23 protein-coding genes are annotated in these 23,736 nt (G+C 64.7%); 6 read left to right on the top strand and 17 right to left on the bottom strand.

What is annotated here, in order from left to right:
* Positions 1-17: 17 nt before the first annotated feature.
* Positions 18-1,502: an APC family permease gene (locus A6723_RS02960; protein ID WP_054909070.1), complete on the top strand. Its 1,485-nt coding sequence runs from the start codon at positions 18-20 to the stop codon at positions 1,500-1,502.
* 150 nt (positions 1,503-1,652) lie between these two features.
* Here the strand turns inward: A6723_RS02960 and A6723_RS02955 are convergent, their stop codons facing one another.
* The 7 genes from A6723_RS02955 to A6723_RS02925 all read right to left on the bottom strand — a co-directional run bounded on the left by A6723_RS02955 (position 1,653) and on the right by A6723_RS02925 (position 9,096).
* A complete protein-coding gene (locus A6723_RS02955) occupies positions 1,653-2,324 on the bottom strand; it encodes a flavin reductase family protein (protein WP_054909071.1) in 672 nt (223 codons plus the stop codon).
* 11 nt (positions 2,325-2,335) lie between these two features.
* Entirely contained in the window at positions 2,336-3,835 is a 1,500-nt protein-coding gene (locus A6723_RS02950; protein WP_064979550.1) for an amidohydrolase family protein, read from the bottom strand.
* Positions 3,832-5,031: an amidohydrolase family protein gene (locus tag A6723_RS02945; protein ID WP_054906522.1), complete on the bottom strand. Its 1,200-nt coding sequence runs from the start codon at positions 5,029-5,031 to the stop codon at positions 3,832-3,834. The genes A6723_RS02950 and A6723_RS02945 overlap by 4 nt, the downstream gene beginning before the upstream one ends.
* A 201-nt stretch (positions 5,032-5,232) precedes the next feature.
* Entirely contained in the window at positions 5,233-6,285 is a 1,053-nt protein-coding gene (locus tag A6723_RS02940; protein ID WP_054906521.1) for an extracellular solute-binding protein, read from the bottom strand.
* A gap of 42 nt (positions 6,286-6,327) precedes the next feature.
* A complete protein-coding gene (locus A6723_RS02935; RefSeq protein WP_045216633.1) occupies positions 6,328-7,119 on the bottom strand; it encodes an ABC transporter permease in 792 nt (263 codons plus the stop codon).
* Positions 7,116-8,024, bottom strand: a complete 909-nt coding sequence (locus A6723_RS02930; RefSeq protein WP_054906520.1) for an ABC transporter permease — start codon at positions 8,022-8,024, stop codon at positions 7,116-7,118. Before A6723_RS02930 ends, A6723_RS02935 begins: the two co-directional genes overlap by 4 nt.
* 1 nt (position 8,025) lies before the next feature.
* Positions 8,026-9,096 (bottom strand): ABC transporter ATP-binding protein, encoded by a 1,071-nt coding sequence (locus tag A6723_RS02925; RefSeq protein ID WP_045216629.1) that lies wholly within the window; start codon positions 9,094-9,096, stop codon positions 8,026-8,028.
* A 140-nt stretch (positions 9,097-9,236) separates the two neighbouring features.
* Here A6723_RS02925 and A6723_RS02920 point away from each other — a divergent pair, with 140 nt between their 5' ends.
* Complete coding sequence (locus A6723_RS02920; protein WP_054906519.1) at positions 9,237-9,923, top strand: GntR family transcriptional regulator; 687 nt, start codon at positions 9,237-9,239, stop codon at positions 9,921-9,923.
* 235 nt (positions 9,924-10,158) lie between these two features.
* Here the strand turns inward: A6723_RS02920 and yjiA are convergent, their stop codons facing one another.
* From yjiA to A6723_RS02900, 4 genes are all read right to left on the bottom strand, one after another.
* Complete coding sequence (yjiA, locus tag A6723_RS02915; protein WP_054906518.1) at positions 10,159-11,157, bottom strand: GTPase; 999 nt, start codon at positions 11,155-11,157, stop codon at positions 10,159-10,161.
* A 192-nt stretch (positions 11,158-11,349) separates the two neighbouring features.
* Positions 11,350-11,553 carry a YbdD/YjiX family protein gene (locus A6723_RS02910; protein WP_015478970.1) on the bottom strand — a complete coding sequence of 68 codons (204 nt, stop codon included), beginning with the start codon at positions 11,551-11,553 and terminating at the stop codon, positions 11,350-11,352.
* Positions 11,554-11,565: 12 nt separating this feature from the next.
* Complete coding sequence (locus A6723_RS02905) at positions 11,566-13,632, bottom strand: carbon starvation CstA family protein (RefSeq protein WP_054906517.1); 2,067 nt, start codon at positions 13,630-13,632, stop codon at positions 11,566-11,568.
* A gap of 189 nt (positions 13,633-13,821) precedes the next feature.
* Positions 13,822-14,334, bottom strand: coding sequence for a DUF3015 domain-containing protein (locus A6723_RS02900; protein WP_054906516.1), 513 nt, complete (start codon positions 14,332-14,334; stop codon positions 13,822-13,824).
* 182 nt (positions 14,335-14,516) lie between these two features.
* Here A6723_RS02900 and A6723_RS02895 point away from each other — a divergent pair, with 182 nt between their 5' ends.
* Entirely contained in the window at positions 14,517-14,885 is a 369-nt protein-coding gene (locus A6723_RS02895; protein ID WP_054906515.1) for a PilZ domain-containing protein, read from the top strand.
* A gap of 93 nt (positions 14,886-14,978) precedes the next feature.
* On the opposite strand, the gene radA is transcribed toward A6723_RS02895, so the two are convergent.
* From radA to A6723_RS02880, 3 genes are all read right to left on the bottom strand, one after another.
* Positions 14,979-16,358 (bottom strand): DNA repair protein RadA, encoded by a 1,380-nt coding sequence (gene radA / locus A6723_RS02890; protein ID WP_024764781.1) that lies wholly within the window; start codon positions 16,356-16,358, stop codon positions 14,979-14,981.
* A 54-nt stretch (positions 16,359-16,412) separates the two neighbouring features.
* Complete coding sequence (locus tag A6723_RS02885) at positions 16,413-16,655, bottom strand: hypothetical protein (protein ID WP_054906514.1); 243 nt, start codon at positions 16,653-16,655, stop codon at positions 16,413-16,415.
* 76 nt (positions 16,656-16,731) lie between these two features.
* The gene (locus A6723_RS02880) at positions 16,732-16,974 is read right to left on the bottom strand and encodes a YdcH family protein (RefSeq protein ID WP_054906513.1); all 243 of its coding nucleotides are present in this window, start codon (positions 16,972-16,974) and stop codon (positions 16,732-16,734) included.
* A 182-nt stretch (positions 16,975-17,156) separates the two neighbouring features.
* Between A6723_RS02880 and mscL the strand changes: the two genes are divergently transcribed.
* Entirely contained in the window at positions 17,157-17,573 is a 417-nt protein-coding gene (gene mscL / locus A6723_RS02875) for a large-conductance mechanosensitive channel protein MscL (RefSeq protein ID WP_024764778.1), read from the top strand.
* Between the two features lie 24 nt (positions 17,574-17,597).
* Here mscL and A6723_RS02870 read toward each other — a convergent pair whose 3' ends face one another.
* The 3 genes from A6723_RS02870 to A6723_RS02860 all read right to left on the bottom strand — a co-directional run bounded on the left by A6723_RS02870 (position 17,598) and on the right by A6723_RS02860 (position 21,268).
* Positions 17,598-19,148 (bottom strand): TerC family protein, encoded by a 1,551-nt coding sequence (locus A6723_RS02870; protein ID WP_054906512.1) that lies wholly within the window; start codon positions 19,146-19,148, stop codon positions 17,598-17,600.
* Between the two features lie 230 nt (positions 19,149-19,378).
* Positions 19,379-20,155: a ferredoxin--NADP reductase gene (locus tag A6723_RS02865; protein WP_054906511.1), complete on the bottom strand. Its 777-nt coding sequence runs from the start codon at positions 20,153-20,155 to the stop codon at positions 19,379-19,381.
* 120 nt (positions 20,156-20,275) lie between these two features.
* On the bottom strand, positions 20,276-21,268 hold the full coding sequence (locus tag A6723_RS02860) for a TRAP transporter substrate-binding protein (RefSeq protein ID WP_054906510.1): 993 nt from the start codon (positions 21,266-21,268) through the stop codon (positions 20,276-20,278).
* Between the two features lie 343 nt (positions 21,269-21,611).
* On the opposite strand from A6723_RS02860, the gene A6723_RS02855 reads away from it, so the two are divergent.
* Complete coding sequence (locus A6723_RS02855; RefSeq protein ID WP_054906509.1) at positions 21,612-22,736, top strand: class I SAM-dependent methyltransferase; 1,125 nt, start codon at positions 21,612-21,614, stop codon at positions 22,734-22,736.
* A 65-nt stretch (positions 22,737-22,801) separates the two neighbouring features.
* Positions 22,802-23,665: an alpha/beta fold hydrolase gene (locus A6723_RS02850; RefSeq protein WP_054906508.1), complete on the top strand. Its 864-nt coding sequence runs from the start codon at positions 22,802-22,804 to the stop codon at positions 23,663-23,665.
* Positions 23,666-23,736: the final 71 nt, after the last annotated feature.

The following is a 23,736-nucleotide window of genomic DNA, read 5'->3' as shown; positions in this document are numbered from 1 at the left end:
CAGACAGGAACCCCACGATGAACAGCTCTATCCAGCCAGGCGCCGCCCTGGACCGCGACGCGGAGCAACTCCGCGCGCTGGGCTACACCTCCAATTTCGAACGCAGCATGACCCTCTGGCAGAACTTCGCCCTGGGCTTCACCTACCTCTCGCCGGTGGTCGGCGTGTACACCCTGTTCGGCCTGTGCCTGGCCGCCGGCGGACCGCCGATGTTCTGGTCCTACCTGCTGGTGGGTATCGGGCAGATGCTGGTGTGCCTGATCTTCTGCGAAGTCGTCTCGCAGTTCCCCATCTCCGGTGGCGTCTACCCCTGGGCTCGGCGCCTGGTGGGCAAACGCTGGGCCTGGATGGTCGGCTGGATCTACTCCGTGTCGCTGTGCGTGACCATCGCCGCCGTGGCACTTGGCGCGGGCCCGTACATCGCCACACTGCTCGGCTTCGAATCCACGCCGGTGACCAACACCTTCGTCGCCCTGGCGCTGACGGTGATCGCCACCCTGCTCAACCTGTCCGGCACCAAGCTGCTGGCCCGCGTGGCGATGTTCGGCTTTATCTGCGAACTGCTCGGCGCGCTGGTGATCGGCACCTACCTGCTGATCTTCGAGCGTCACCAGCCGTTCTCGGTGCTGTTCAACACCTTCGACATCCGCATCGACGGCAGCTACTGGCCGGCCTTCCTCACCGCCTCGCTGGCGGGGATGTTCCTCTACTACGGCTTCGAGGCCTGCGGTGATGTCGCCGAGGAAACCCCGAACCCCAGCCGCCGGATTCCCAAGGCCATGCGCATGACCATCTGGATCGGCGGCGGCGCAGCCATCTTCGCCGCCCTGGCGCTGATCCTCGCGGTACCGGACATGCAGGCAGTGATTTCCGGCGCCGACAAGGACCCGATGACCACCATCCTCGACAACGCCTTCGGCGTGACCGGTGCGCGCCTGGTGATGGCCGTGATCATCGTCTCCTTCGTCTCCTGCGTGCTCAGCCTGCAGGCCGCCGCCAGCCGCCTGCTCTACTCCTACGCCCGCGACGAAATGGTGATGGGCAGCGGCCTGCTCAAACGCCTGTCGCCCAACACCCACGTACCAGTCGCGGCGCTGATCGCCTGCGGCGTGATCCCAAGCGTGATCGTCTGTGCCGGCTTCTACCTGCAAAATGCCATCGCCATGGTGGTGAGCTTCGCCGCCATCGGCATCTACCTGTCGTTCCAGATGATCGTCGGTGGCGCCCTGTTCGCCCGCCTGCGCGGCTGGAAGCCGAGCGGCGCCTTCACCCTGGGCAACTGGGGCTGGATCGTGAACATCCTGGCGTTGACCTACGGCGTGCTGGCGATCATCAACATGTCCTGGCCACGCACGCCGGATGCGCCCTGGTACCTGAACTACGGGATCATCCTGGTGGGCGGCATCGTGATCGTGCTGGGCCTGGCCTACATGACCCTGTTCCGCCCGTACGACAAGGGCACCGCGCCCCATGGGGACGCGTGGAAGCTGCATCAGCAGTAAGTGTTGGAGTGAAATGAAAACGCCCGGCAGGATGCCGGGCGTTTTCATTTCTGCGGGATGTTTTGTGAAGGAGCGAGCTTGCTCGCGAACGGATTCACCGGGTAATTCGGCGTTGGGCGGGTTCGCGAGCAAGCTCGCTCCTCCATGGGTTCAGGCGAACTCTTCGGTTTCGGGCCAGAGGCGCTGCCCTGCGCCGGGAGCCTCCATCCACTGCTTGAGCGAACGCGTCGGCAGGTCGAAATACTCCCGTGTGCGCGCATAGCCGTGCCCGCCCATGCGGCCGATGGCGTCGAGGCCGAGTTGGTCGATGTAGAGCGTGGCGGGGTCGATCAGGTCGTCGCGCACGTGGGCCATCAGCACCTCGCCGAGGATGATTTCCCGCGACTGGCCGATGGACAGCGCCATCATCCGCCGGCACTCCAGCGCCACCGGCGCCTCGCCGATGCGCGGGCAGCCGACGCGGGTGCCAGGGATGGCGGTGAGGCCGGCGGCGACCAGTTCGTCGAAGCCCGGCTCGAAGGGCACGGCGCAGACGTTCATGGCTTCCACCAACGCGTCGGAAACGATGTTCACGGTGAATTCCTGGTTCTGCCGGATGTTCAGCGTGGTGTCCTTAGGGCTCAGGTCGCTGTAGTTCTCCACGCCCAGGGCTAGGATCGGCGGATCGGCCGACAACGCATTGAAGAAGCTGAAGGGCGCGGCGTTGGGGCGGCCTTCGGCGTCGATGGTGGTGACCAGTGCGATGGGACGCGGCACCACGCTGCCGATGAGGATCTTGTATTTCTCGCGGGCGGACAGCTGCTGGAAGTCGAAGCTGAGCATGGGGTGGTCCTTCAATGGGCAGACAGTGCGCGCGCATCGAGCAGCGGTGCATCGGCACTGTACGAGTCGGCAAAGGGAATCGCGGAATGGAACAGCGTGCGCCACGGCGGGTTGCCGAAGGCACGCTCGGCGTGGTGCTGCATCTGCTTCTGGAACAGCGCATCAGCGCGGCGTTGCAGGTCGGCGTAGTCGGCGCCGATCACCTGTCCGTCCTGCATGACGCTGCGGCCGTCGATGAAGCTGGCAATGCAGTCGTCGCCCCGCCCCGCGGTGAACAGATTCTTCAGCGGATCGAAGAATGGCCCCTGGTGGAACGTACCGAGGCGGAACACCGTGATGTCTGCGCGGGCGCCTGGAGCGAGGCGGCCGAGGTCATCGCGGCCCAACGCCTGGGCACCGCCGAGTGTCGCGGCGTTGTAGAGGTCGAGCATGCGCGTGTGCTCGGCATCACCCTCCTTCACCCGCGCGATGTTCAGGCCCTGGCGCAGGTTGTCGAGCATGTCCGCCGGGAAGGTGTCGGTACCCATGGCGAGGTTGATACCGCGTGCGCGGTAAGCGCCGAAGGAGTCCAGCGCATCGCCTTCGCGAGCGAACACGACGGGGCAATGTACGAGGCTCGCGCCGGTATCGGCGAGGCGCTGCAGTTCGTGTTCGCCACTGTGCAGAATGCCGTGCGGCAGCACGCTGCGTGGGTTGAGCAGGCCGTAGTTATCGAGCCACTGTAGCGACGAGGTATCGCGCAGCCGGCGTACAAGTTCGACTTCGTAGCGCGACTGGCAGCAATGCAGGCGCAGCGGCGCATCCAGTTCGCGCTGCACGGCGGCGGTGCGCTCCAGCAATGCGGGTGTGCAGGTTTCAATGCGGTCAGGTAGCAGTGCACCGCGCACCAGACCGTTGTGCGCACCGTCGAAGTCGCGGAAGAAGCGTTCGGCTTCCTTCAATCCGGCGAGGCCGGCAGCTTCGTTCCAATGCTGCGCGGCGCTGCCGTCGGCGCGGGCGTAGGTCATGCCGCTCATGTAGCAGGGGCCGAGATAGGTGCGTAGGCCAAGTTCGCCCGACAGCGCAGCAACCCCGGCGAATTCGTCGTAATGCTCGGCCCAGCGCCGGTAGTACATCGAGGTGATCGGCATGGCGGTGGTGATGCCGTTGCGGATCAGTTGGGTGAAGGCGTAGCGGTATTTGAACAGCTCTTCGTCCGGGCTGTAGCACTCGCTCGGGCCAGCGCGCAGATAGTCCTCGGACCAGACGCGACCCATGTTCCACTCGGCGCCGTTGTCCAAGGTGAGCACGGTGGAGTCGAGGTCGCCAAGCGCATCGAGATCGATGAAGCCGGGGCCGATCAGCGCCTGGCCGTAGTCGATCCACTGGCTGACTTCGCCGGGAAAACCGCGGCCGACGAAGACAATCTTCCCGCCTTCGAACACGACTTCGCCGTGGCGCCAGAGCACGTGTCGGCGACCGTCGAAGCCGACCACGAAGCTGGCTTTCAGGCCGATACGAGGGGTGTTCACAGACGCGACTCCAACAGGCGACCCTGCTCGGCGATCAGCCTGCCGGATTTGAATACCTGGCGCTGCGCCGGGCGTGCAACCACGGCTTCGCCGAGGGTCTGGACCGGCAGCAGGAGGAAGTCTGCTGCTGCGCCGACTTCGATGTGTGCAGGATCACGGCCCAGCGCTCGCGCACCGTTGGCGGTGGCGGCGGCAAACGCGGCGGCAAGGTCTTCGTCCTTGCACAGGTCGAAGCGGAAGGCCAGCAGCATGGCGCGTTCGAGCATGTCGCCATTGCCCATGGGCGACCAGGCATCGCGGATACCGTCGCTGCCCAGGCACAGGTTCACACCGGCGTCGCGCAGCGCAAGGAACGGCGGCACCGGCGTATCGGCCGGGGCGGAGCTCATCAGGGAAATGCCCAGCTCGGAGAGTCGCTCGGCGAGCGGCTCGACCTGCTCCCAGGGCGCCATGCCCAGGCAGTAGGCGTGGCTGATCATGACCTTGCCTTGCAGACCGTGGCGCTCGGTGTAATCGGCGATGCGGGCGATCTGCCAGAGACCGAGTTCGCCCTTGTCGTGCAGGTGGATGTCCACGCCCCGGCCAAACTCCACAGCGAGGCCGAAGACGATATCCAGTTGGGCGATGGGGTCGTCATCAATGCCGCAGGGATCCAGGCCGCCGACATTTTCCACACCCAGCTGCATGGCCTCGCGCATCAGTTCGGCGGTGCCGGGGCGGCTGACCAGGCCAGTCTGCGGAAAGACCACGAACTCCATGTCGATCAGGTCGGCGTAACGTTCGCGCAGCGCCTGCATGGCGACGACGTGGCGCAGGCCCAGCTCGGGATCAATGTCGACGTGGCAGCGGAAGGTCAGCGAGCCGCGGGCGATGCATTGCTCCAGGAGCGCGCCGGCACGCTCGGAGATCGGTGCTTCGATCTCGCGCAGTACGCGGCGCTCGTTGGCGATGTAGTCCTTGAGCGTGGGGCCGGCGCTGTTGGGGCGCCAGGGTTGACCCCAGAGGGTCTTGTCCAGATGGCAGTGGCTCTCTACCAGTGGCGGCACGAGCAACTGGCCGGCGCCGTCGATGTCACCCGGTTGGATGTCGGCACCGCTAGCGGGGCGGCGTTCGGCGATGCGGCCATTACGAATGAGGAAGTCTTCCGCGGCGTTGCCCAGCGGACGGATGTTGCGCAGCCAGTAGCTGTCGGTCATGGGGACCTCGATCTTGTTGAAAACGTAGGGCGGATACCCGCTTGCGGTTATCCGCCGCTGAGCTCGTCGACGCGTGCTCCGGGTTCAAACCTGTAGGAGCGAGCTTGCTCGCGAACGGATTCCGCCCTGACGCCGGCATCAAGCGGTTCGCGAGCAAGGACTAGGCGTCCCCTCGCTCCTACGAAAAGCGAAAGCGGTGCGTCAGCCCTTGAGCTTGGACCAGATGCGGTCCTGCAGCTCGCGGGACTTGTTGCTGCATTCCTTTTCCAGACGCAGGCGCTGTGCGTATTCCTCCGGCATGTTGATGGCGTCCATGACCTTCCACTTGGCGTCGAGCAGCTGGTCGGTCTGGATGCCGTTGGAATAGGCAATGGCGTTGGTCACTGCGGCAGCGTTCTCCGGCTTCATCATCCAGTTGATGAAGACCTTGGCGTTCTCCGGGTGCGGCGCGCTTTTCGGCACGGCGAAGTTGTCCTGGAAGGAGGCCACGCCCTCGCGTGGGTAGACGTACTTGATGGTGCTCTTCTGCAACGTGGCGCGCGCGGTGGAGCCGTTCCAGTTCTGCATCAGCACTACTTCGCCGGAGGCCATGCGGTCCACGGTGTTGTCCGAGCTGTACATCTTCAGGAAGGGCTTCTGCTTCTGCAGCAGTTCGAGGATTTTCTTCGCGTCCTGCGGGTTCTCGGTGCACTCGTCGACGTTGAGGTAATGTGCGGCGGCGTTGATCAGGCTGCTCGGCGTGTCGAGCGCGGCGACCTGCCCCTGCAGCTCCGGACGCGGCTCGAAGAACTCCTTCCACGAGTCATCCAGCTTGCCGCCCGGCACCCGCGCGCTGTCGTAGGAGAAACCGGTGGTGCCCCACAGGTATGGCGCCGAGTACTTGCGGCCGGGATCGAAGCCCGGATCGCGGAAGGCCGGTTTGACGAACTGGAAGTTGGCCAGCGTCGGCGTGTCGATTTCCAGCAGCAGGTTCTGATTGATCAGCGTCTGCATGATCGAGTGCGACGGCACGATCACGTCGTATGCCGCACCGCCGGCCTGCAGTTTCGCCAGCAGGGTTTCATTGCTGTCGTAGCCGTCCATGGTGACCTTGATGCCGGTCTCCTTCTCGAACTTGGCCAGCAGTTCCACGGGGTAGTAGTCGGTCCAGTTGTAGAAGAACAGCTGCTTGGGTTCCTCGGCCTGGGCGACGCCGGCGGCCAGCAGGGCGAGAGACAAACCGGCAAGGCCGTGACGCAGGGCATTCAACTTCATAGGGCTCTCCGAAAAGCTAAAGGTCAGGGTCGGCAGTCGTTATCAAGCGTCCGGTTTGCCGCGCTGGCCGAGCCAGTACGACAGCACCACGAGGACGATGGAAATCACCAGCATGAGGGTCGAGATGGCGTTGATCTCGGGCGTTACCCCGGCCTTGATGGCCGAGAAGATGTAGACCGGCAGCGTCGTCGAACCGGGGCCGGCGACGAAGAAGGTCATGATGAAGTCGTCGAGGCTGACCACGAATGCCAGCACCGCACCGGACAGCACCGCCGGCCACAACAGCGGCAGCGTCACGCGGCGGAACACCTGGTACGGGCTGGCGTAGAGGTCGCCGGCGGCTTCCAGCAGGCTCTTGTCCAGGTCGTTCAGGCGCGCGCGGATCGGCAGGTAGGCGAACGGAATGCAGAAGCCGACGTGGGCGACGATCACCGTCATCAGGCCGAGCTTGATGCCCAGCGACATGAACAGCAGCAGCGTGGCCACGGCGATGACGATCTCCGGCAGGATCAGCGGCAGGTTGATGCCGCCCTCCACCATCCGCCGCCCGTAGAACGGCCGCGAGGTCGCCAGCGCCGCCGCCAGGGCGATCGCCGTGGACAGCACGGTGGCGAAGCCGGCAACCACCAGCGAGTTGAACGCCGCCGCCTGGATCGACGGGTTGGCGACGATCTTGCCGTACCAGGCGAAGGAGAATTCGGTCCACACCGTGGCCGAACGGTTGGCGTTGAAGCTGTAGGCGATCAACACGAAGATCGGCAGGTACAGGTAGGCCAGCACCAACAGGCTGGTCTCGCGGGTGCCGGGGAGTTTCTTCAGGTGCTGGGCGATCATGCGGAAGCTCCCAGGTGGACAGCCTTGGCGGCGCGGCGGCTATAGAGGGCGAACGCGATCAGCGCGAGCAGCATGATCGCCAGCAGCAGGAACGACAGCGAACCGCCCAGGGGCCAGTTGCGCGCGGTGCCGAACTGCTGCTGGATCAGGTTGCCGATCATCAGCGTCTTGCCGCCGCCGAGGATGGCCGGGGTGATGAAGGCGCCCAGGCTCGGCACGAACACCAGCAGGGAGCCGGCGATCACGCCCGGCATGGACAGCGGCAGGATCACCCGACGCAGTGCCTTCCAGCGGTTGGCACCGAGGTCGTAGGCGGCTTCGACGAGGCGCCAGTCGAGCTTCTCCAGGGTCGAGTAGATCGGCAGGATCATGAACGGCAGGAAGCTGTAGACCAGGCCGACGCAGACCGCGAAGTCGTTGTACAGCAGGGTGATGCCGCCGGCCTGGGGGAACAGCGCGTTGACCGTCTGGGCGATCCAGCCGTGCTCGCGCAGGATGATCAGCCAGGCGTAGTTGCGGATCAGCAGGTTGGTCCAGAACGGGATGGTGATCAGCAACACCATGAGGTTGCGCGAGCGCTCGCTCAGGCTGGTCATCCACAGCGCCACCGGGAAGCCGAAGAGGAAGCACAGCAGCGTGGTGCCGCCGGCCTGGAACAGCGAGCGCAGCAGCGCCTGGGCATAGACCCAGTTGAGCTCCAGGTTGCCGTCGAAATCCTCCTGGAAGAACAGCTGCACGTAGCTCTGGATCTGCCAGTCGGCGTGCCAGTCGACGCCGCCGTAGAGGTTGCGCGGCAGCAGGCTGATGTAGCCCATGATTGCAAGCGGTATGGCAATCAGCCCGAGCAGCGTCAGCGCCACCGGGCTGAGCAGCAACAGGCGGCGGGTGGTGGGCGACTCCTTCATCTCAAGCCTCCATCAGCAGGCAGGCCTGGGGCGGCAGATGCACCGCCACCGCCTCGCCGACGTCACGGGCGCGGCCGCCCTCGTTGCTCTCGCGCAGGGTGATCTGCGAGGCATCGGGCAGGCGGCAGCGATACAGCGTGGCGGTGCCGACGTACATCACCGTCTCGATCACCGCGCGCAGATGGTGCGGCTGCGAGGGGTCGACCAGCTTGGAGCGCTCCGGGCGGAAGGCCAGCTGCACGCTGGCGCTGCTGAGGCCGGCAGGCAGCTCGCAGGGGATTTCCGCGGCCATGGCGTTGGGGTGGAAGCCGCCCTGGCGCATCTGGCCGGGGAGGAAGTTGATGTCGCCGATGAACTGCGCGACGAAGCGATGCGTCGGGCGTTCGTAGATTTCGTTGGGCGTGCCGATCTGCATGATGTTGCCGTGGGACATCACGGCAATGCGGTCGGACAGGGTCAGCGCTTCTTCCTGGTCGTGGGTGACGAAGATGAAGGTGATGCCCGCCTCTTCCTGAACACGCTTGAGCTCGACCTGCATTTCCTTGCGCAGCTTCAGGTCCAGCGCGGACAGCGGCTCGTCGAGCAGCAGGACCGAAGGCTTGGGCGCCAGCGCACGGGCCAGGGCCACACGTTGTTGCTGGCCGCCGGAGAGCTCGGCCGGCTTGCGTCGCGCCAGGTGTTCCATCTGCACCAGCGCGAGCATCTCCTTCACCCGCTTCGGAATCTCCGAGCGCTGCAGGCCCTGCATCTCCAGGCCGAAGGCGATGTTCTCGCTCACCGACATGTGCGGGAACAGGGCGTAACTCTGGAACACGGTGTTGATGCGGCGGCGGTAGGGAGGCAGGTCGTTGACCCGCTCGCCGCCGACGAGGATGTCGCCGGAGGTGACGTTCTCGAACCCGGCGATGCTACGCAGCAGCGTGGTCTTGCCGCAGCCGGACGGCCCCAGCAGGGTGAAGAATTCGTTGTGGGCGATGTCGACCGACACTTCGTTGAGGGCGGGAGCGACGTTGGGATCATCGGTGTAGCGCTTGCTGACCCGACGCACCTCGACTGACGACGAGTGATTCATTTTGGTGCATTCCTCTTGTTTTTGTATGCAATATTTGAATGCAATCTAGAAATAGCTGATGTATTTTTCTTCTGCAACTGGTTTTGCACGGACGGTTTTGCGGCATCCTTTGAAGGGTCAAGCAAGAGGCGGAGTCGCTCATGACGGAGAAGCACCCCGAATCCACGGTGGAACGCGTCTACCAAGGGGTTTACGAGGCGATCAGCAAGCGCAGCCTGCGCCCGGGCATGAAGCTCGGCGAGGCGGCATTGGCGGATTTGTTCAAGGTCAGCCGCACTTCGGTACGCGCGGCGCTGAAACATCTGGAAGCGGATGGGCTGGTGTCCAGCGCGCTCAACAAGGGTGCATGGGTGTCATTACCCAGCGACGAGGAGATCCGCTCGCTGTTCGAAACGCGGCGGCTGATCGAGATCGGCATCGTCAGCGAACTCTGCCGCCGCGCAGACAGCGCGATCATCCAGGACCTGCGTGACCACGTGGCGCTGGAAGAGGCAACCCATGACCACGACCATGCACGATTCGTCCACCTGCTCGGCGAGTTCCATCTCAAGCTCGCGGCAGCGCTGAACAATCCGGTGCTACTGGATTTCTTCCGCAAGCTGATCGAGCGCGCCTCGCTCTACGCCACCACGCTGGACGACGACCAGCACGAGACCTGCCGCGGCAACGAGCACCAGAAGTTGATCGACTACATCGAAGCGGGTAACCAGGCGGCGGCCATCGAGCTGACCTGCATGCACCTGAACGCCATCGAACAGGCGATCATCAAGGCGGCGGGGAACCTGAAGGCGGACTATCACCCGCTCAAGCATCTGATTGGCGGCTGAGTAACGCCACGCCGCTTTTGTGTAGGAGCGAGCCTGCTCGCGAACCGCAGCTCCCGGCTTACGCCGAAGGCCGCCACCGCACTGGGCGGCCCCCTCTCCCTTCAGGGAGAGGGTTGGGGAGAGGGGACTGTGCGGCGCGAGTGTTGAAAAACTGGAGTTAGACGAGAGCGCTGGTTCGCGAGCAAGCTCGCTCCTACAGAGAGCAAAACGCCCGGCATTGGCCGGGCGTTTTCATTCAGGCGGTCGGGCCGCCGGTGATGCGATCGAAGCCCCGGCGAATTTCCTCTTCGGGCAGGTTGTCGCCGATGAAGACGATCACGCTCTCGCGCTGTTCGTCGCCCTTCCACTCGGTATCCCAGTCGAATCCATAGAGCCGCAGCACGCCCTGGAACACCAGGCGGCGCTCCTCACCGGCGATGTTCAGCACGCCCTTGTAGCGCAGCAGCGAGTTGCCGTGCCATTGCAGCAGGTCGTCCATGAACTCGCTGAGACGCTCGATATCCAGCGGATTGTCGCTGCGCAGCACCAGGGTGGTGATGCGGTCGGTGGTATCCGCCGCCGGGCGCACCGGGCGCAGCAGCGGGCGCAGGCCAACGTCGGCATTGAGGTTGAAACCGCGCACGTCGAGCAGGCGTTCCAGTTCGATGGCGCCGTGCTCCACCGCGTGGATTTCGGCGCGCCGATTGATGCGCTGCAGGCGCTCGACCAGCGCGTCGTACTGTTCCGGCGACACCAGGTCGCGCTTGCTCACCAGGATGCGGTCGCCGAAGCCCACCTGGGCCTGGGCAATGGCCTCCTGCAGGTGGCGGTCGGCATTGGCGGCGTCCACCAGGGTGATGATGCCGTCGAGCAGATAGCGCTCGCGCAGGGTCTCGTCGACGAAGAAGGTCTGCGCCACCGGGGCCGGGTCGGCCAGGCCGGTGCACTCAATCACCAGGCGGTCGAAATCCAGCTCGCCGTTGTCGCGGCGCTCCAGCAGGACGTAGAGCGCACGCTCGAGGTCGTTATTGATGGTGCAGCAGACGCAGCCGTTGGACAGCGTCGTCACCTGCACCGCATCGTCGCCGAGCAATTGGGCATCGATGGGCGTCTCGCTGAATTCGTTCTCGATCACGGCGATCTTCAGGCCGTGCTCGGCCTTGAGGATGTACTTGAGCAGGGTGGTCTTGCCGGCCCCGAGGAAGCCGGTGAGAACAGTCACCGGAATCTGCGGCACGCTTGCGGAATCGGTCATGGGAACATCCAGGCAATCGGAAAAGAAAACGGGCCGCGATCGCTCGCGGCCCGCATTTCTATTTTATGAAACGTCGGCGAGGCAGGCGACGCAAGGCGCCAGTGGCAGGAAAAAGCGGAGTCTACTTCAGTAGATGCGCATTTTTCCGGCCGCTGGCAACGCAGCACCGGCCGCGCAGCCAGTTTCATCGCATCAGCAGCAGCGGATCGGCCTCCCCTTGCCGCCGCCGTAGCGCGCTTCCTGGCGCTCGCGGAAGAACTCCTCGTAGGTCATCGGAGTCTTGTCCGGGTGCTTGTTCTGCATGTGCTGAACGTAGGTGTCGTAATCGGGCATGCCGACCAGCATGCGCGCGGCCTGCCCGAGATACTTACCCATGCGGCTGAGGTCGTTGAACATGATGAACCTCCGTCAGGCGTCCGGGATCGGCTGGAACGGCGACTCGTTGTCGGTGCGTTCCTTCTTGGTCCAGGCAGCCGCGCCAACCTTGATGGCATACACCAGCACGCAGAGCACCACCAGCAGGAACAGCACGGTGAGGCCGGCGTTGATGTAGGCGTTCATCATCACGTGTTGCATCTGCGTAATGTCCTTGGCCGGGGCGATGATCTGCCCGGCGTCCAGGCCGGCCGAGTACTTCTTGCCCAGGGCGATGAAGCCCACGGCCGGGTTGCTGTCGAACAGCTTGATCAGGCCGGCGGTGGTGGTGCAGATCAGCAGCCAGGCGGCCGGCAGGGCGGTCACCCAGACGTACTGCTGGCGCTTCATCTTGATCAGCACGACGGTGGCGAGCATCAGCGCAATGCCGGCGAGCATCTGGTTGGAGATGCCAAACAGCGGCCACAGCGTGTTGATGCCACCCAACGGATCGACCACACCCTGGTACAACAGCCAGCCCCACAGCGCGACGCAGCCGCCGGTGCCGACGATGTTGGCGGTCCAGGAGTCGGTTTTCTTCAGCGCCGGGACGAAGTTGCCCAGCAGGTCCTGCAGCATGAAGCGACCGGCACGGGTACCGGCGTCCACCGCGGTGAGGATGAACAGCGCCTCGAAGAGAATCGCGAAGTGATACCAGAAGGCCATGGTGTTCTCACCCGGCAGAACCTGGTGAAGGATGTGCGCGATGCCCACGGCGAGGGTCGGCGCACCACCGGCACGAGCCAGGATGGTGGTCTCGCCGATGTCCTTGGCGGTCTGGGCCAGCACTTCCGGGGTGATGGTGAAGCCCCAGCTGCTGACGGTCGCGGCCACCGCGGTAACGTCAGTGCCGACCACGGCCGGCGGGCTGTTCATGGCAAAGTAGATGCCCGGCTCGATGACCGAGGCGGCAACCATCGCCATGATCGCCACGAAGGACTCCATCAGCATGCCGCCGTAGCCGATGTAGCGGGCGTCGGGCTCGCGGTTGAGCAGCTTGGGCGTGGTGCCCGAGGAGATCAGCGCGTGGAAGCCGGAGACGGCGCCACAGGCAATGGTGATGAACAGGAACGGGAACAGGCCGCCTTTCCACACCGGGCCGGTGCCATCGGTGAACTGGGTCAGGGCCGGCATCTTCAGTTCCGGCATGACGATCAGGATGCCGATGGCCAGCGCGATGATGGTGCCGATCTTGAGGAAGGTCGACAGGTAGTCACGCGGCGCCAGCAGCAGCCAGACCGGCAGCACCGAGGCGATGGCACCGTAGGCGATCAGCATCCAGACGATCTGCACGCCATGGAAGGTGAACACCGGGGCCCATTCGGGGCTGGCGGCAATCTGGCCACCGAGCCAGATGGAACCCAGCAGCAGCACGATGCCCACCACGGAAATCTCGCCAATGCGGCCCGGGCGGACGTAGCGCATGTACACGCCCATGAGGATCGCGATCGGGATGGTCGCCATCACGGTGAACATGCCCCACGGGCTTTCGGCCAGGGCCTTCACCACGATCAGCGCGAGCACTGCGAGGATAATGATCATGATCAGGAACGCGCCGAACAGGGCGACGGTCCCCGCCACCTGCCCCATTTCCTCGCGTACCAGCTCACCCAGCGAGCGCCCATTGCGGCGGCTGGAGATGAACAGCACCATGAAATCCTGCACGGCGCCGGCCAGGACCACGCCGGCGATCAGCCAGAGCGTGCCGGGCAGGTAGCCCATCTGCGCGGCCAGTACGGGACCGACCAGCGGGCCGGCGCCGGCGATGGCGGCGAAATGGTGACCGAAGAGGATGTGCTTGTTGGTCGGGACGTAGTCCAGGCCGTCGTTGTTGAGCACCGCTGGGGTCGCTCGATTGGGGTCAAGTTGCATCACCTTGGTGGCGATGAACAGGCTGTAGTAGCGGTAGGCGACCAGATAGATGGCGACGGCCGCGACGACGATCCACAGTGCGTTGATGGCTTCGCCGCGGCGTAGCGCCACGACTCCCAAGGCAAATGCACCAACTATCGCCACCGCCAGCCAGGCGAGGTGACGTAGCAGGTTGTTGTTATTAGTCATAGCGAGGCTTCCGACAGATTGAAGGCGAGAATTCGCAGAAAAATTCTAGTCCTTTCCCGCGACCCATTCATACGACCTTAGTCTAGGGCGATTACGCGCTTATTGCCGGAGGTCAATCGAATTCCGACCGCACAGTCAGGAAACGAAAAAGCCCGCCAATTGGCGGGCCCTTCGTGGTGTGGCGATGAATCAGGCCGGTTGCTTGGCGTACTGCGCCAGCACCTGATCGCGGCTCATCACCGCCAGGGTGTTGTTCAGCACCTGCTCGCCGGTGGCGTCCTTGGAAGCGAAGATCTCCCCGAAATGCTGCTGGGTGACTTGAGCGAAGTGCGCGCGATCCTGTGCCGGAATGCCCAGCAGGACAGCGTAGGCATCCAGCGCCTCGCCATGCCCCTGCGCCATGTTCTCGGCGATGTTGTCGAGCATGCCGTTCATGGCGAAGATCGAGCGGCCGCCGTAACTGATGCGCTGGCTGGCATCGCAACCGTTGGTACCGGAGGTCAGGCCGAAGGTGGCATTACCCGAGGTGCCGTTGGTGGTGGTGGCGAGCAGGTGCGGGAACAGACCGCGCTGACCGTCGAAGACCATGTTGCCCCAACCGCATCCCTTGCCGCTCTGCCCCGCCTCATCGGCTTGCGCCAACAGACTGGCGGCGCTCAGCACCCCAATGATCAGACCCTTGCTCACGAGCTTCTTATTCATCGTCTGCACTCCGCAGTTGGTATTGGATTAACGCTCATGCAGCTTTGGCGAGGCCTGGCACCCTGTCAAACCGACGCAGGATGTGTCTGACAGACGAAACATCGGCGGCAGGGCTGCTCGACGCATTACCCGTGGCTTCTGTCTATAGTGAGGCGAAGCAGAAACGGCCGGAGAGCCACGACATGACTGACGATCACGACGAGCGCCGGCGCTTCCAGCGCATCGCCTTCGACGCCGGCACGGAGATCAGCCAGGGCGACCTGCGCTGGAAGGTGACGCTGCTCGATCTGTCCCTGCAAGGCCTGCTGGTGCAACGTCCGGAGCACTGGAACATAGTCGCGCAGGAACCGGTGCAGGTGCGCATCTACCTGGGCTTCGACGTCAACGTCTATATGGAGGCCGACCTCGCCTGGGAGCGTGAAGGCCTGCTGGGGTTCAACTGCCGGCACATCGACCTGGACTCCATCAGCCATCTGCGCCGCCTGGTGGAGCTGAACCTGGGGGACGAATCGCTGCTGGAGCGTGAGCTGACGTTGCTCAGCGAGCATTGAGCCGATCCTGTAGGAGCGAGCTTGCTCGCGAACAGCCTGACTCCGGAGCCGCCGGTGAGAGTTCGCGCGCAAGCTCGCTCCTACAAAGAGCCTCTATTCGAACAACGCATCCAGCGCCTGCTCCAGGCGCGTAACGGCGATGACCTGCAGGCCGGGCGGTGACTCCTTCGGCGCGTTGCCCTTGGGCACGATGGCGCGCTTGAAACCGTGCTTGGCGGCCTCCTTCAGACGCTCCTGACCACTGGGCACCGGGCGCACCTCACCGGACAGGCCGACCTCGCCAAACACCAGCAACTGGTGATCCAGCGGACGGTTGCGCAGGCTGGACATCACCGCCGCCATCAGCGCCAGGTCCGATGCGGTTTCCAGCACCTTCACCCCACCGACCACGTTGAGGAATACGTCCTGGTCGTAGGTCGGGATACCGCCGTGGCGGTGCAGAACCGCCAGCAGCATGGCCAGGCGGTTCTGGTCCAGGCCCAGGGTCACCCGGCGCGGATTGGCCAGGTGACTGGTGTCGACCAGCGCCTGTACTTCCACCAGCATCGGCCGCGAACCTTCCCAGGTAGCCATGACCACGCTGCCCGGCACCGATTCCTGAGCACGGGTCAGGAAAATCGCCGAAGGGTTGGATACTTCCTTCAGCCCGCGGTCGGTCATGGCGAAAACACCCAACTCGTTCACCGCGCCAAAGCGGTTCTTCACCGCTCGCAGCAGGCGCAGGCGGCCATCGGATTCGCCCTCGAAATACAGCACGGTGTCGACCATGTGTTCCAGCACGCGCGGGCCCGCCAGCGAACCTTCCTTGGTCACGTGACCAACCAGGAAGATTGCCGTTCCGCTCTGCTTGGCGAACCGAACCAGCAGCGCCGCACTCTCGCGCACCTGGGCGACGCCGCCGGGCGCGGATTGCAACTGCTCGGTGAAGATGGTCTGGATCGAGTCGATCACCATCACCTTGGGCTGCTCCTGGCGCGCCGTGGCGATGATGGTCTCGATGCAGGTCTCGGTCATGACCTTGAGCTTGTCTTCGGGCAGGCCCAGGCGGCGGGCGCGCATGGCGACCTGCTGCTGGGATTCCTCGCCGGTGACATAGAGCGCCGGCAGGCGCGTGGCGATGTTGCAGAGGGTTTGCAGAAGGATGGTGGACTTGCCGATACCGGGGTCGCCGCCAATCAGCACCACCGAGCCGTCGACCAGGCCGCCGCCCAGGGCACGGTCCAGTTCCGCCGAGGCGGTGGAGAAGCGCGGCATCTCCTCGACGCTGACTTCGGCGAGGGTTTTGATGTTGGCCTGCTGACCAGCCCAACCGCCACGGCCGGAGCTGCTGCTGCCGGAGCCACCGGTGGGCGTGGTGTCTATGACGGCCTCGACCAGGGTGTTCCAGGCGCCGCAGTCAGGGCATTGCCCGGCCCATTTGGGATAGGTGGCACCGCACTCGGTGCAGCCGTACATGCGCTTGGCCTTGGCCATGGGCGGACTCCGTCAAAGACAAAGCCCGCATCATAGCCAATCGGGCCAGGCGCTTCAGCCCGCCAGGCGGCGGTACTGGCTCTCCATGTCATGCTTGAGGCTCTCGCGGCGCATCAGCAGCGAAGCGAGGGTGCAATCAGGGCGCTCGATGCCCTCCTCCACACGCCCGATACGCTGGTCCAGCAATTCGTACTGCAGCTTCATGCGTACCAGGCGCTCCTGGGCTCGCAGGGCTTCGACGTTACGCTTGGAGGGCTTGGTGACGGACTTGCCAGAGGACGAAATGGCTTTACGCATGGCGGTGGCACCGGTTGGAAAAGGATGACAGGAGCCTACGCCTCGCTCCGCCCAACACCCTTGACTCTGGTCAAGCTCAACCGGATCGCTTGAGCAGGTCGGCAATCTCGTCCTTCAGTGTCACGCGTTGCAGCTTGAGGGAGTTGAGAGCGAGGTCGTCCATCGCTTCGCGGCCGTCCTCGATGTCGTAGATCTTCTTGTCCAGCTCCTCGTAGCTGGCGGCCATGCGGGTGAAATTGGCGTCTTTCCCGTGCAATCGGGTCATCAGGGCCTTCTGCTCGGGAAATTCGCGGGACAGCGGATGATGCTCGAGCGGCATGGCGGGCCTCCTTCTGTGGATGCGTGGGCGTGATGGGTTGCCCGGTAATCCTAGACCAGGTTGTGAACCCGCCCAGCACCGCCGGTCATACGGTGTGAATTGGACGCTGCCGGGGTGTTCAGACGACGACGGGCCGCTAAACTGCGCCTGTCCCCATCTATTGCGTAACAAGGAGTCTGTGCATGAGTCTGCTTAGCGAATTCAAGGCCTTCGCCGTCAAGGGCAACGTGGTCGACATGGCCGTCGGTATCATCATCGGCGCCGCCTTCGGCAAGATCGTCTCGTCCTTCGTCGGTGACGTGATCATGCCGCCCATTGGCCTGCTGATCGGTGGCGTGGACTTCTCCGACCTGGCGATCACGCTCAAGGCCGCCGAAGGCGACGTGCCCGCGGTGGTCCTGGCCTACGGCAAGTTCATTCAGACCTGCCTGGACTTCATCATCGTCGCATTCGCCATCTTCATGGGCGTGAAGGCGATCAACCGCCTCAAGCGCGAAGAGGCCGTGGAGCCCAGCGTTCCGCCGGTGCCGACCCCCGAGGAAACCCTGCTGACCGAGATCCGCGACCTGCTCAAGCAGCAGAACAACCGCGCTCCCTGAGCAGATCGCTGATCATCGGCCGGGTCAGGCTGGCGGCGTCAGCAGCACGCGGCCTATGCGCCGCTCGCTGACGTCCGTCACTTCCAGGCGCCAGCCCCCCAGCTCCAGCGTGTCTCCCTTGGCCGGCAAGCGGCCAAGGTGCTTGAGCGCCAGCCCGCCGAGGGTCTGGTACTCCGCTGTCGGGCGGGCGTGGAAGCCGACCCGCTCGGCGAGCGCACTCAGCGTCACCGCACCGTCCACCCGGTAGCCAGCGGCATCGGGCTCGATATCAGTGCCGGAGACTTCGCTGGCATCAGGCAGCTCGCCGGCGATGGCCTCCAGCACGTCGGTCATGCTCAGCATGCCTTCGAAGCCACCGAACTCGTTGACCACAAAGGCCAGGTGGGTCGAGGCCTCGCGCATCAATTCCAGCGCGCCCAGCACAGTGCTGCTGTCCGGCAGGCTCAACGGCTCGCGCAATAGAGGCAGGATGTCCAGCTCTCGGCCCTGCAACAGGTCCGCGAACAGTTCCTTCTTGTGCACATAGCCCAGCGGCTCGTCGATATTGCCTTCACGGATCACCAGCAATCGGGAGTACGGCGACTCCAGCAGCGCGCGGCGGATGTTCTCCGGGCTGTCGGCGACGTCCACGCGGTGCACCCGCTGGCGGTCGATCATCACGGCTTTCACCGGGCGCTCGGCCAGGCCCAGCACACCACTGATCATGACCCGCTCGCGGCGGTCGAACGGCGCTTCGCTGCCCTCCGCCGGGCCGACCAGGTCAGCGATCTCCTCGCCCACCTCGTCGGCATCCACCTTGCCACCCATCAGGCGCAGTACGGCGTGCGCGGTGCGCTGGCGTAGGCCACGTTGCCCGCGCTGGCTCTTCTGGCGCTTCCAGCGCACCAGTTGGTTGGCCATCTCGATCAGCAGGCTGAAGCCGATGGCGGCGTACAGGTAGCCTTTCGGGATGTGGAAGCCCAGGCCTTCGGCGGTCAGGCTGAAGCCGATCATCAGCAGGAAGCCCAGGCAGAGCATGATCACCGTCGGGTGCTCGTTGACGAAGCGGGTCAACGGCTTGCTGGCGACCATCATCAGGCCGATGGAGAAGATGACCGCGATCATCATCACTTCCAGCTGGTCGACCATGCCCACGGCGGTGATCACCGCGTCGAGGGAGAACACCGCGTCCAGCACCACGATCTGCGCCACTACCGGCCAGAAGGCGGCATAGACGCGCTTGCCATTGGAAGTGTGCACGCGGCCCTCCAGGCGCTCGTGCAGCTCCAGGGTCGCCTTGAACAACAGGAACAGGCCACCGAACAGCATGATCAGGTCACGGCCGGAGAAGCTCTTGCCGAATACTTCGACCAACGGCTCGGTGAGCGTGACCAGCCAGGAAATGCTTGCCAGCAAGCCCAGGCGCATCAGCAGCGCCAGCGACAGGCCGATCAGCCGCGCGCGGTCGCGCAGGTGCGGCGGCAGCTTGTCCGCGAGGATCGCGATGAAGACCAGGTTGTCGATGCCGAGCACCAGCTCGAGCAGGATCAAGGTGAGCAGGCCAAGCCAGGCCGTGGGGTCCATCAGCCATTCCATGCCGACTCACCTCGCTGGGTGCGCGCCATGGCAGGCCGGGAAGCAGCGTCCGCGAGCGCGGGTGCCGGGGGAGGTTCGCCGATCACGGGCTCTACGGGGGTAGGCACCGGGGTCGGCTTCGTACTTTGACTGTCCATCGAGGTCCGAAAAAGGGGAAACGGACGCTTATCCTAAGGGCAAAGGCCGGGCGCCCTAAGCGGACAATCTTTTCAAAATCTATCGAGCGACACTCACCAATAGTTTTCCACGGCGATCTGGCCGGGCTTGCGCGTCAGCGCCAGGCTCATGCCGCGGGCCTTCAGCACGGCACGGGTGTCCTCGATCATCTGCGGGTTGCCGCAGAGCATCACCCGCGAATGCTCAGGAGTGAGTTCCAGCCCGGCGGCGCGTTCCAGCTCGCCGTTCTCGATCAGCGTGGTGATCCGCGCATTCAGGCAGCCGGGCACCTGCTCGCGGGTGACCACCGGAATGAACTGCAGCTTGTGGATATGTTCAGCCAGGTGCTCCATCGCGCCGAAGCTGGCGATCAGGTCGCGGTAGGCCAGCTCCTTTTCCTCGCGGGCGCTGTAGACCAGCTTGATGGTCTCGAAGCGCTCCCACACCTCGAAGTCCTGCAGGATCGACAGGAACGGCGCCAGGCCGGTGCCGGTGGACAGCAGCCACAGGTCGCGACCATCGGGGAAGCGATCGAGGGTGAGGAAACCGAAAGCCTGGCGATCCACCAGCAACTGGTCGCCGACGCGCAGGCGGCTGAGCTCGCTGGTGAATTCACCGCCGGGAACGACGATGGAGAAGAACTCGAGGAAGTCGTCGTGGGGCGCCGAGACCATCGAATAGGCGCGCCAGACGATGCTGCCGCTGGACTTGTACACGCCCAGGCGGGCGAACTGCCCGGCGCGGAAGCGGTAGCCGCTGTCGCGGGTGGTGCGCAGGGTGAACAGGCTCGGGGTGAGCGTCTGCACCTCCACCAGGGTCTGGCGGGTGAACTTCTCTTCGCTGGCGGTCATCGTCCGCTCCTTTGCAGGCAACGGCCCATTTTCCCGTATTCAGGGCGATAGAAACACCCGCAAGGCTTGTGGCTATCCGCGGAGATCGCCACAAGCCTGCTCCAGATCACTGCCAGGGGATCAGTGCTTGCGGTTCACCACCTGGGCGGCGCGCAGCACATCGGTGCCGATCTCGCCTTCGAACTGCTTCCACAGCGGCTGCATGGCGGTGCGCCAGGCATCACGCTCGGCCGGCGTCAGGGCGATGATGCGCGCCTTGCCGTTGGCCACCACGTGCTCACGCTCCTTCTGGTTCAGCGCCTCGGCGTCCTTGTTCACCTCGACGGTGACCTCTTCGATGATGCTTTCCAGCTGGGTGCGCACCGGGTACGGCATGCTGTTCCAGAACTTCTGGTTGCTGATCACCATGTAGCTGAGCACACCGTGGTTGGTCTCGGTGATGAACGGCTGCACGGTATCGAGCTTCTGGCTGCCGATATTCGACCAGGTGTTCTCGGTACCCTGCACCTTGCCGTCCTGCAGCGCCTTGAGGGTTTCGGCGAAAGGCATCTTCACCGCCGTGGCATCGAGCAGGCCGAACTGCGCGTTGATCACCGAGGACGGCTGGATGCGGAAGGCCAGGCCCTTGGCATCGGCCGGCGCGCGCAGCTCGCGGTTGGCGGAAAGCTGCTTCATGCCGTTGTTCCAGTAGGCCAGGCCGTAGATGCCCGAGCGCGCCATGGAGTGCAGCAGCTCACGGCTCTTGTCGCGCTTCTGGAAGCGCTTCACCGCCTCCAGGTCATCGAACAGGAACGGCAGGTCGAAGACTTCCAATTGCTTGGTGTAGCCCTCGAACTTCGACAGCGATGGCGCCAGCATCTGCACCTTGCCGTCCTGCAGGGCCTGCAGTTCGTCGGCATCGCCGAACAGCGTGGAGTTGGGGAATACCTCGACCTTCACCTGGCCGGCCAGGCGCTCTTCCACCAGCTTCTTGAACAGCAACGCCCCGCGCCCCTTGGGCGTGTCGTCGGCAACGACGTGGGAGAACTTGATCACGATGGGCGCATCGGCGAAGGCCGCTTGAGCCACGAGGAAAAGGGCGGACAGGGCCACCCCGAGCAACGACTTGTACATCGACATCCTTATGCAATGGCAATAGCCCGGCGCGCGAACGAATGTCGCGTGTCGAGGATTCGTGAAGACTTGGAGTGGTGGCCGTCGGTCGGCGGAGGCGTGCTCCGGGATCGGGCCCTACCGGGTCGCCTGGAGCGCCCGGTTATTATTGGGAGGCCGCCGCGCAGCGATGGAAAGACGACAGCGGGCGGATAGGTCATAATTTTTCGGTATAACGCCGCCCTGCACAAGCAGATGATGGCCAACTGCTTCTCAGTTTGATGACAATCTCGTTGCAATCAGCCTCGTCTCATTGCGACTTCCAGCTCCATCTGTTCCCAGCCCTTCTTCGTTCGAGAGTCCCATGCCCGTCTTCGCCAGCCCCTTCGCCCAGCTCGACCTGGTCCGCCACCCCGAACAGCGCGAAGACCCGCTGCAGGCCTTCGATGCGGCGGACGAATACCTGCTCGCGCACCTCCACGAACAGGGCGTTGGCGCGGACAGCCGGGTGCTGGTGCTCAACGACAGTTTCGGCGCACTCGCCGCCAGCCTCGCGCCCCATGTGAAGGTGACCAGCAGCGGTGATTCACACCTGGGTTTCATCGCCCTGCAGCGCAACCTGGAACGCAACGACCTGACCGACGCCCCGCTGACCTTCGTGCCCGCCAGCAAAACGCCGCAGGGCCCGTTCGACCACGTGCTGGTGCGCGTGCCCAAGACCCTGGCGCTGCTGGAGGAACAACTGATCCGCCTGCACGGCCAGCTCGCGCCGGGCGCCAAGGTGGTCGCCGCCGGCATGATCAAGCACCTGCCGCGCGCCGCCGGTGATCTGCTGGAGAAGTACATCGGCCCGATGCAGGCCTCACTGGCGGTGAAGAAAGCCCGCCTGCTGGTCGCGACCGCCGAACAGCGCGCCGCGCCCTCCTCGCCCTACCCCAGCCGCTACCGCCTGGACAAACCGGCACTCACGCTGGTCAATCACGCCAACGTGTTCTGCCGCGACGGCCTGGACATCGGCACCCGCGCCTTCCTCCCGCACCTGCCGCAGATCCATCACGCTGTACGCGCCGCCGACCTGGGCTGCGGCAACGGCGTGCTGGGCATCGCCTTCGCCGTGCTGAATCCGCAGGCCGAGCTGACGCTGGTGGATGAATCGTACATGGCCGTGCAATCGGCTCGCGAGAACTGGCAGGCAGCGCTGGGCGACCGGCCTGTGGATATCCATCCCGACGATGGCCTGGCCAGCCAACCTGCCGACTCGCTGGATCTGGTGCTGTGCAACCCGCCCTTCCACCAGCAGCAGGTGGTCGGCGACTTCCTCGCTTGGCGCATGTTCCAGCAGGCCCGCGCGGCGCTTGTTACGGGCGGCGAGCTGTGGATCGTCGGCAACCGCCACCTGGGCTACCACGCCAAGCTCAAGCGCCTGTTCCGTGGCGTGGAGCAGGTGGCGGCAAATCCGAAATTCGTGGTGCTGAAAGCGACCAAATAAGCGACTGGCATTGCTCCGGCCCGCGCGCCGGAGCAGCATGGATCGCCTTCGCCAGGACGCACGCCATGACCGCACAAGAGCCCTCCCCCTCTACACCGGAACTGATCCGCAGCGCCGACGGCGTCAACCTGGCGCTGCGCCTCGTGGGCCCTGCGGATGGCGTGCCCGTCGTGCTGACCCACGGCACCTTTTCCAACCATCGAAGTTGCCAGGGGCTGGCCAACTACCTCGCCGGACAAGGGTTCGCCTGCTGGCTGTTCGAATGGCGCGGACATGGCGACAGTGAGCGCAACGGTTTTATCCACAGCTTCGATGATGTCGCCGAGCAGGACGTGCCGGCGATTCTCGATGCGGTGAGCCAGCGCAGCGGGCAAACGGCGCTGCACTGGATCGGCCATTCCGGCGGCGGATTGATCGTCGCCATGTGGGCGGCGCGCCATCCCGAACTGGCGCAGCGGCGGCTGCGCTCGATGGTGCTGATCGGCTCCCAGGCCACGGCGGCCGGGGCCAGTCTGTCTCATCGGCTGGCGGTGCTCGGCTACGACTGGCTGCTACGCTGGCGACGCGTCGCGCCGAGCCGGGCGAAGAGCGTCGGGCCGGAGGCGGAGAGCGCACGGCTGATGCGCCAGTGGTGCCAGTGGAACCTGCGGCGGCGCTTCGACTCGCTGGCGGGGTTCGACTATCTGGCTGGACTGGCGAACGTCGATTTACCGGTACTGGGCGTGGCAGGCAGCGGCGATACCTTCATCGCTCCGGTTGCCGGGTGCGAGGCCCTGGTGGAAGCGTTCGGCGGCAACGACGCGAAGCTGGAGCTGTTCGGCCTGGCGACCGGCGCGAAAGAGGATTACAGCCATAACCGACTGCTGCTGTCGCGCAATGCCAGCCAGGAAATCTGGCCGCGTATCGCGCAGTGGCTGGAACAGCGCTGAGACCGCGAGATTCGGTGCTGCCGGGATTCGCGAGCAAGCTCGCTCCTACACAGAGCGCGCCCTTGCATACC

The organism is Pseudomonas sp. AU11447 (assembly GCF_001672555.2).
Taxonomy (GTDB): domain Bacteria; phylum Pseudomonadota; class Gammaproteobacteria; order Pseudomonadales; family Pseudomonadaceae; genus Pseudomonas; species Pseudomonas nitroreducens.
This window is presented reverse-complemented; position numbering and strand designations above follow the sequence as displayed.